We start from the raw sequence: 7231 nt of genomic DNA, 5'->3' as shown, positions 1-7231 counted from the left end.
GTCGTAGAAGATCTCCTGCGTACCGTTGCCGTGATGGTAGTCGACATCGAGGATCGAGATGCGTTTGGCGCCGTGGTCGCGGAACCATTGCGCGGCGACAGCGGCGTTGTTGATGTAGCAATAGCCGCCCATGAAGCCAGCCCCGGCATGGTGGCCGGGCGGACGGCAGAGCGCGAAGGCGGAAGCCTCGCCATCCTTGAGCAGGCCGGCGGCGGTCAGCGCTACGTCGTAGGAAGACTTGATCGCGGCCCACGTGCCTTCGACGAAAGTGGCGCCGGCATCGAAGGAATAATAGCCGAGCAGCGCGTCGACGCGCTTTGGCGGCACGTCGCCGCGCAGGCCGCGCGTCGGCCATGTGAAGGGCATCGCCGTGCCTGTGAGACCTGCTTCCAGCCATTGCGGCCAGACCGTCGGGAGAAAGTCGATATAGTCTGATTTGTGGATGCGCTTGGCGGCGGCGAGGTCATGTTCGTGCGGCGCGATGATGGGACCCAGTTTCTCGCTTTCGACCCGCGCCTTGATGAATTCGGCCCTCGATGGCTTCTCGAAACCCGGCACGATGGCTGATGTGACCAGTTCCATTTGACCGGCATGGCCGGCGTGAAGGGGGGAGAAAACAGTCTTCATAAATTCCTCTCGAAGTGCGAAATCAGTCAAGATTCAAGATTGAGATAAGGGCTCACCAGAGCGAGCCACATTCTTTCCACATCGTCCTCGATGAGGTCGTATGTCTTGCGGTCTCTTTTCAGCCCGACAAGCCGGCAGGCGTGCCCGACGTCCATCATCAGCACGCCGAGCCGGCTGGCGACATTGTCTTCAAGCGCCGGGTTCACATGCTGCAGCCATGCGGCGTAGAGCGCGATGATCTGCTCGTCATATTCGTTCTGGATCGGCCTGAGGTCGGCGTTGCCTGAAATGGCCTCGATCACCGGCATCAGGCTGGCGTTTTCGAGGTAGAGTCTGGACGTGTCGATGAAGAGCTTGCGCACTTCCTGCCGAAACTCTTCACGGTTGGTGGGCGGGGCGACCTTGATACGCTTGGCGATCACCTCGGGAAAGGATGACAGCCAGCGCCGGGCGAGGTCCAGAAGAATGGCTTCCTTGTTGGGAAAGTATTGGTAGATCGAACCAACCGACAAGCCTGCGCGCTGCGCAATGGCCAGCGTCGTCGGCGTCTTGGTTCCTTGCTCCCGCGTCAAGACCAGCGCTGCGTCGAGAATCCGGTCGACCACCTTGCTGGAGCGTTTTTGCCGCGGCTGTTTGCGCGGTTCGAGCGCTATCCTGCTTTTGCGGTCGAGACTGCGCTTCACCGTCCGATGTCCTCGTTCCCCGCCCGGTCTCAACATGGTGGGAGCTTGCTGTCCACGATACATTCCAGATTCGGTATGTTGACAAACGCGAATAATCAGTCGCATTCTTTATCCACGCTGCCTCTTGGGATGACAAGGGGAATTTCCAAGACAGCGCGCTGGCATTCTTTTTCGTCCCATGGCGCCGCTCCGGTGGAGTGGCAGGTCGTTGGCCAAGAGGTTGTCGGTCTCAGTCAGTCGTCAAAAGCGCGGAGTCGCGATGTCTGTCACAGGTGCAGGTCACAATGCGGATCTGATCGTCATCAATGGTCGTGTACTGACCATCGACGACGACAATCCCACCGCCGAGGCCGTCGCCGTCAAGGACGGCGCAATCATCGCCATCGGCAGCCGCGCCTCCATCGAAGAGTTCAAGGGACCGGCCACCAAGGTAATCGACGCCAAGGGCGGCTCCGTCCTGCCGGGTTTCATCGAAGCCCACATGCATCTGTTTTCGGGCGGGGCTGAACTTGCCCACCTTCAACTCACCGGTATACATGGCTTCGAGGCGCTGCAGAAGGCGATCCGCGACTATGCGCCTACCCGGCCCGACGCGAAGATGCTGGTCGGCCAAGGCGTCGACTACACCGTGCTCGGCAGCGAGCGCGTGACGCGCCATCACCTCGACGCCATTTTGCCCGATCGTCCGTTCTGCATGGCGGCGCCAGACCATCACACCATGTGGGCCAACACCAAGGCGTTGGAAATGGCCGGCATCCTGCAGGGGCGTACGCTCGGCCCTGGCAATGAGATTGTCATGGGTGACGATGGACTGGCCGCCGGCGAATTGCGCGAAGGCGAGGCCTTTGGCCCGGTGCTCGACCTTGCCGGCGAAAGCCGGGTGCGGCTGGGGCTGTCGACCGGCGGCGAGCCGGACCCGATGCCGACGGCGGCCGAGCGGGACGCCGACCGCGACATCATGCGGCGCGGGCTCGCCTGGTGCGCCCGCCACGGCATCACCTCGATCCAGAACATGGACGGCAACCTCTATCAGCTTGAGCTGCTGGCCGAGATCGAAGCCGAGGAAGGCTTGCCCTGCCGCGTCAAGATCCCGTTCCACTACAAGAATTTCATGACGCTCGACATGCTCGACAAGGCATCTGATATGGCCGAAAGCTACAACAGCGAATGGCTGTCGTCGGGCATGGTCAAGGTGTTCTACGACGGGGTGCTCGATTCCTGGACAGCTGTCATGGTCGAGCCATACGCCGACCGGCCCGACTGGGTGGGCGAGCCGCTGTTCACGCCGCAACAATTCATCGATCTGGCCGTCGCGGCCGACAGGCGCGGGCTGCAGATCGCGGTGCACTCGATCGGCGACGGCGCGGTGCGCGCGGTGCTGGACGGTTATGAGGCGGCGCAGAAGGCGAACGGCAAGCGCGACAGCCGTCACCGGGTCGAGCACATCGAGGTCACCACCACATCGGATGTGCCGCGTTTCGCAGAACTCGGCGTCATTGCTTCCATGCAACCGCCGCATCCGCCCGGCGCCATGGATTTTCCGCTGGAGCCGACGGTGTCGCGCATCGGGCCGGCACGCTGGCCGCTGAGCTATGCCTGGCGGACCTTGAAGGATGCCGGCGCGCATGTCGTCTTCGCATCCGATTGGCCGGTGTCGCCGATCGATCCGATCCTGGGCATTCAGGCGGCAGTGTTGCGCAAACCATGGGCAGAAAGCGACCCGGACCAGAGTTTCTCGCTGCATGAAGCGATCGCCGGTTACACGATCGAGGGCGCCTACGCCGAATTCGCCGAGCACCGCAAGGGTACGCTGAGATCGGGCTACATGGCCGATCTGGTGGTTTTGTCGATGGATATCGAGAACACCGCCCCGGCCGATCTGCACAAGGTGCGGCCGGTGACGACGATTTGCGGCGGCAAGATCACCTATCAGGCCTGACTATGGCATGGGGCTTGCAGGCCTCAATGACTGACTGAACTGTGACCCAATGCCGGGCTTGCCAACCCACCGGCCATGTGGTCACATCGAACAGGGGAAGAGCTCCGCCAGCAAGAGCGGGGTCAACAGTGAGGCGTAATCGTGCCGGACAAACCGGATCGGAATGCGATTGAAGTAGTAAACGTCAGCAAAATTTTCGGATCAGGTGAGGGGCAGGTGGCTGCCCTCGACACGGTCTCGGTATCTATCCGCGAGAACGAATTCTTCACGTTGCTGGGGCCATCCGGCTGCGGCAAGACGACGTTGCTCAGGCTGATCGCCGGCTTCGATTTTCCAACCGCCGGTGAAATCCTGCTCTACGGCCAGGACATCGCGCCGCTGCCACCCTTCAAACGGCCGGTCAACACCGTTTTCCAATCCTATGCGCTGTTCCCGCACATGACGGTCGCCGACAATATCGGCTTTGGCCTGGAAATGCTGGGTAAGCCGAAGGCCGAGATCAAGGCGCGCGTCGCCGAGATGCTGAAGCTGGTCAAGATGGAGGCACTCGCCGGTCGTCGCACCAGCCAGATCTCCGGCGGCCAGCAGCAGCGCGTGGCCTTGGCCCGCGCCTTGGCACCGCAGCCGAAGGTGCTTTTGCTCGACGAGCCACTGTCGGCGCTCGACTACAAGCTGCGCAAGGAGATGCAGATCGAGTTGAAGCGGCTGCAGCACGAGACCGGCATCACCTTCATCTTCGTCACCCACGACCAGGAAGAAGCGCTGACCATGTCCGACCGCATCGCGGTCATGTCATCGGGCAAGATCCTCCAGGTCGGTTCGCCCTGGGATATCTACGACAAGCCGGCCGAACGCTTCGTCGCCGACTTTATCGGTGAAACCAACTTCCTGACGGCCGCCATCAGCGAGATGGCCAACGGCAAGGCGCGCGCCACGCTCAAGTCCGGTGCGACCATCGAGGCGACCGTGGCCCAGGGTTTCCAGCCCAAGCCCAATGCCACGGTCGTGGTTCGGCCTGAACACGCCAAGCTGACCAAGGCCAAGGGCGAACTGTCGGGGAGGGTCGATAATATCGTCTATTTCGGTACCGACACCCACATCCATGTTCATCTCGACAGCGGCGAACTCTTCACCGTACGCCAGCAGAACACGCGCAGCGCGGGCTGCGGTTTCGAGAAGGGCGACGCGGTCGGCATCCTCATCGGCAGCGATGCCGCCCAGGTCCTGAAGGACTGACGATGGCGACCGCGGAAGAAGTCGCCAAGGCAGCGGAGCGGCGCGATGTCCGTGACCGCTGGCTTTTGTCAGCACCAGCGCTGCTGGTCATTTTCCTCGCCGCGACCGGCCCTTTGCTGATCGTGCTCGTGTACTCGTTCCTGACGCCAGGCTCCTATGGCGACGTGAAGTGGCAGTTCTCGCCGGAAGCCTGGATAGCGGTGTTTCTGGAACGCGATATCTTCGACGACACGCTTTCGATCGCCGCCGCCCACGTCACCATCTTCCTGCGCTCGATCAAGCTCTCGGTGGTGACGACGATCGCCACCTTGGTGCTTGGTTTCCCGACCGCCTATTTCATGGCGACGCGCAGCGAAAAGACCCGCGATCTCTGGCTGTTCCTGATCACCATTCCGTTCTGGACCAACCTTTTGATCCGCACCTTCGCAGTGCTGCAGATCATCCGCAACGAAGGCATCATCAACACAATGCTGCTCAAGCTCGGCATCATCTCGGCGCCGATCCAGATCCTCTACACCGACACGGCGATCCTGATCGGCATGGCCTATGTCTACCTGCCGCTGATGGTGCTGCCGATCTACGCCAGCATGGAAAAGCTGGATTTCCGGCTGGTCGAGGCGGGCTACGACCTTTACGCCACGCGCTTCCAGGTGCTGCGGCGGATTATCTTTCCGATGGTCAAGCCGGGCGTCATCGCCGGCTCCATCCTGGTCTTCATTCCAGCGCTTGGCGCCTATGTGACGCCGAGCGTGCTTGGCGGCGGCAAGAACATGATGCTGTCCAACCTGATCGAATTGCAGTTCGGGCAGGGCCGCAACTGGCCACTCGGCTCGGCGCTGTCGATCGCCGTCATGATCATCGTCATGGTGGCGCTGCTTGCCTATGTGCGCAATGCCGGCAAGTCGGGGGTGCGTCATGGCTAAGAACTTTTCCATCAAGCACCAGCCAGGATTCAGCGCGATCGCCGCGACCTGCTTTATCGTGCTGTATCTGCCGATCATCGTGCTGGTCATCTATGCCTTCAACGCGGCGAGCTCGACCTCCGAATGGGGCGGCTTTTCGCTGAAATGGTTCCAGTCGGCATGGCAGAACACGCAGGTCGTCGATGCCACGCTGCGTTCCTTCCAGATCGGCTCCATTGCGGCGGTGCTCTCCACGATCTTTGCCACCATGGCGGCGCTCGCCACCACCCGCACCGCGTCCTATCCCGGCCTCACCTTCAAGTATGCGGCGATCAACCAGCCGCTGATGGTGCCCGAGATCGTCACCGGGGTGGCGCTGCTGATCTTCTTCTCGCGCATCAAGATCTTCACCGGTTATTCCGGCATCGGCTATCTGGTCGCCGCGCACACGGCGTTCTGCATTCCCTTTGCCTATTTGCCGATCCGGGCGCGGCTTGAGAATATGGACCTGACGCTGGAGCGTGCCGCAGCCGACCTCTACGCGACGCCCTGGAAGACGTTCCGGCGCATCACGTTGCCGCTTCTGTGGCCCGGCATCCTGGCCGGGCTGATGCTGGCCTTCGTCATCTCGCTCGACGACGTCGTCATCACCGAGTTCGTCAAATCGGGCGGCCAGGACACGCTGCCCACCTACATGCTCGGCCAGATCCGCCGCGGCATCACACCCGAGATCAACGCGATATCGACCGCCTTCCTGCTGCTCTCGGTTGCCATCGTCACGTTGTTTTTCTTCGTCAGCAGGAAACGAGACTGAACCGAAAAATGGGAGTTAAAACCATGAACTGGAAGACAACAGCAACCGCCATGGGGTTGGCGTTGCTCGCCTCGACGGGCCTGGCCCGCGCCGACGGCGTGCTCAACATCTACAATTGGGGCAACTACACCAGCCCCGACGTGATCAAGAAGTTCGAGGCCAAATACAACGTCAAGGTGACCATCACCGATTATGATTCCAACGACACCGCGCTTGCCAAGGTTCGCCAGGGCGGCACCGGCTTCGACATTGCGGTACCCTCGCAGACCTACGTGCCGATCTGGATCAAGGAAGGCCTTGTCCTGGAAACCGACCCCGGCAAGATGGAGAACTTCAAGAATGTAGCGCCCGAATGGGCCAACCCCGACTTCGATCCAGGCCGCAAATACTCGGTGCCGTGGGCGCTGGGCACGGTGGGCGTCGTCGTCAACACCGACGCCTACAAGGGACCGGCCGACAGCTGGGGCATCATCTTCAACACGCCGGACGAGCTGAAGGGCAAGGTCAACGTCGTTCCCGAGATGAATGACGTCATCTTCGCGGCGATCAAATATGTCGGCGGCCAGCAGTGCACGGACGACAAGGCGGTGCTGAAGAAGGTGCGTGACACGCTGGTCGCGGCCAAGCCGAACTGGATCGCCATGGAATACAACACCATCGAGAAGATGGGCGCCGGCGACTTCAAGGCAACCAGCGACTGGAACGGCTCGGCGCTGCGCCAGCGGCTGGCCAATCCGGCCATCCACTACAATTATCCAAAGGAAGGTTACGGCCTGTGGAGCGATAACGTGGTCGTTCTGAAGGAAGCCAAGAACGTCGACAATGCCAAGCTGTTCCAGAACTTCATCATGGATCCGGAAAACGCGGCGGGCCTGTCGGCCTTCCACCGCTATGCCAACGCCATCACCGGCTCGGACAAATACATGCCGGCCGACATGAAAGATGCGCCGGAAGTCGTCATTCCGGCCGCAGCGAAGCCACAGGGCGAATTCCAGAAGATGTGCGCGCCTGAAATCCAGGACATCTACAC

The 7231-nt window shown here is 61.4% G+C and carries 6 protein-coding genes and 1 pseudogene; 5 read left to right on the top strand and 2 right to left on the bottom strand.

Features of this window, described 5'->3' with window-relative positions:
* Positions 1 to 627 (bottom strand): annotated as a pseudogene (locus ENZ75_RS14880) (histone deacetylase family protein); the annotation flags it as partial.
* A 26-nt stretch (positions 628 to 653) separates the two neighbouring features.
* Positions 654 to 1415 (bottom strand): TetR/AcrR family transcriptional regulator, encoded by a 762-nt coding sequence (locus ENZ75_RS14875; RefSeq protein ID WP_244514233.1) that lies wholly within the window; start codon positions 1413 to 1415, stop codon positions 654 to 656.
* A gap of 154 nt (positions 1416 to 1569) precedes the next feature.
* Between ENZ75_RS14875 and ENZ75_RS14870 the strand changes: the two genes are divergently transcribed.
* The 5 genes from ENZ75_RS14870 to ENZ75_RS14850 form a co-directional block, all read left to right on the top strand.
* Positions 1570 to 3249, top strand: a complete 1680-nt coding sequence (locus ENZ75_RS14870) for an amidohydrolase (protein WP_027161443.1) — start codon at positions 1570 to 1572, stop codon at positions 3247 to 3249.
* Positions 3250 to 3390: 141 nt separating this feature from the next.
* Entirely contained in the window at positions 3391 to 4485 is a 1095-nt protein-coding gene (locus ENZ75_RS14865; RefSeq protein ID WP_013529814.1) for an ABC transporter ATP-binding protein, read from the top strand.
* Positions 4486 to 4487: 2 nt separating this feature from the next.
* Positions 4488 to 5408 carry an ABC transporter permease gene (locus ENZ75_RS14860; RefSeq protein ID WP_013529815.1) on the top strand — a complete coding sequence of 307 codons (921 nt, stop codon included), beginning with the start codon at positions 4488 to 4490 and terminating at the stop codon, positions 5406 to 5408.
* Positions 5401 to 6201: an ABC transporter permease gene (locus ENZ75_RS14855; RefSeq protein ID WP_013529816.1), complete on the top strand. Its 801-nt coding sequence runs from the start codon at positions 5401 to 5403 to the stop codon at positions 6199 to 6201. Before ENZ75_RS14860 ends, ENZ75_RS14855 begins: the two co-directional genes overlap by 8 nt.
* A 23-nt stretch (positions 6202 to 6224) precedes the next feature.
* A partial coding sequence (locus ENZ75_RS14850) for an extracellular solute-binding protein (protein ID WP_128278162.1) occupies positions 6225 to 7231 on the top strand: 1007 nt, incomplete at its 3' end.

Source organism: Mesorhizobium sp. M7A.F.Ca.CA.002.04.1.1 (assembly GCF_004022805.1).
Classification (GTDB): domain Bacteria; phylum Pseudomonadota; class Alphaproteobacteria; order Rhizobiales; family Rhizobiaceae; genus Mesorhizobium; species Mesorhizobium ciceri.
The sequence above is the reverse complement of the archived record's forward strand: the minus strand, read 5'-3'. Positions and strand labels throughout refer to the sequence as shown.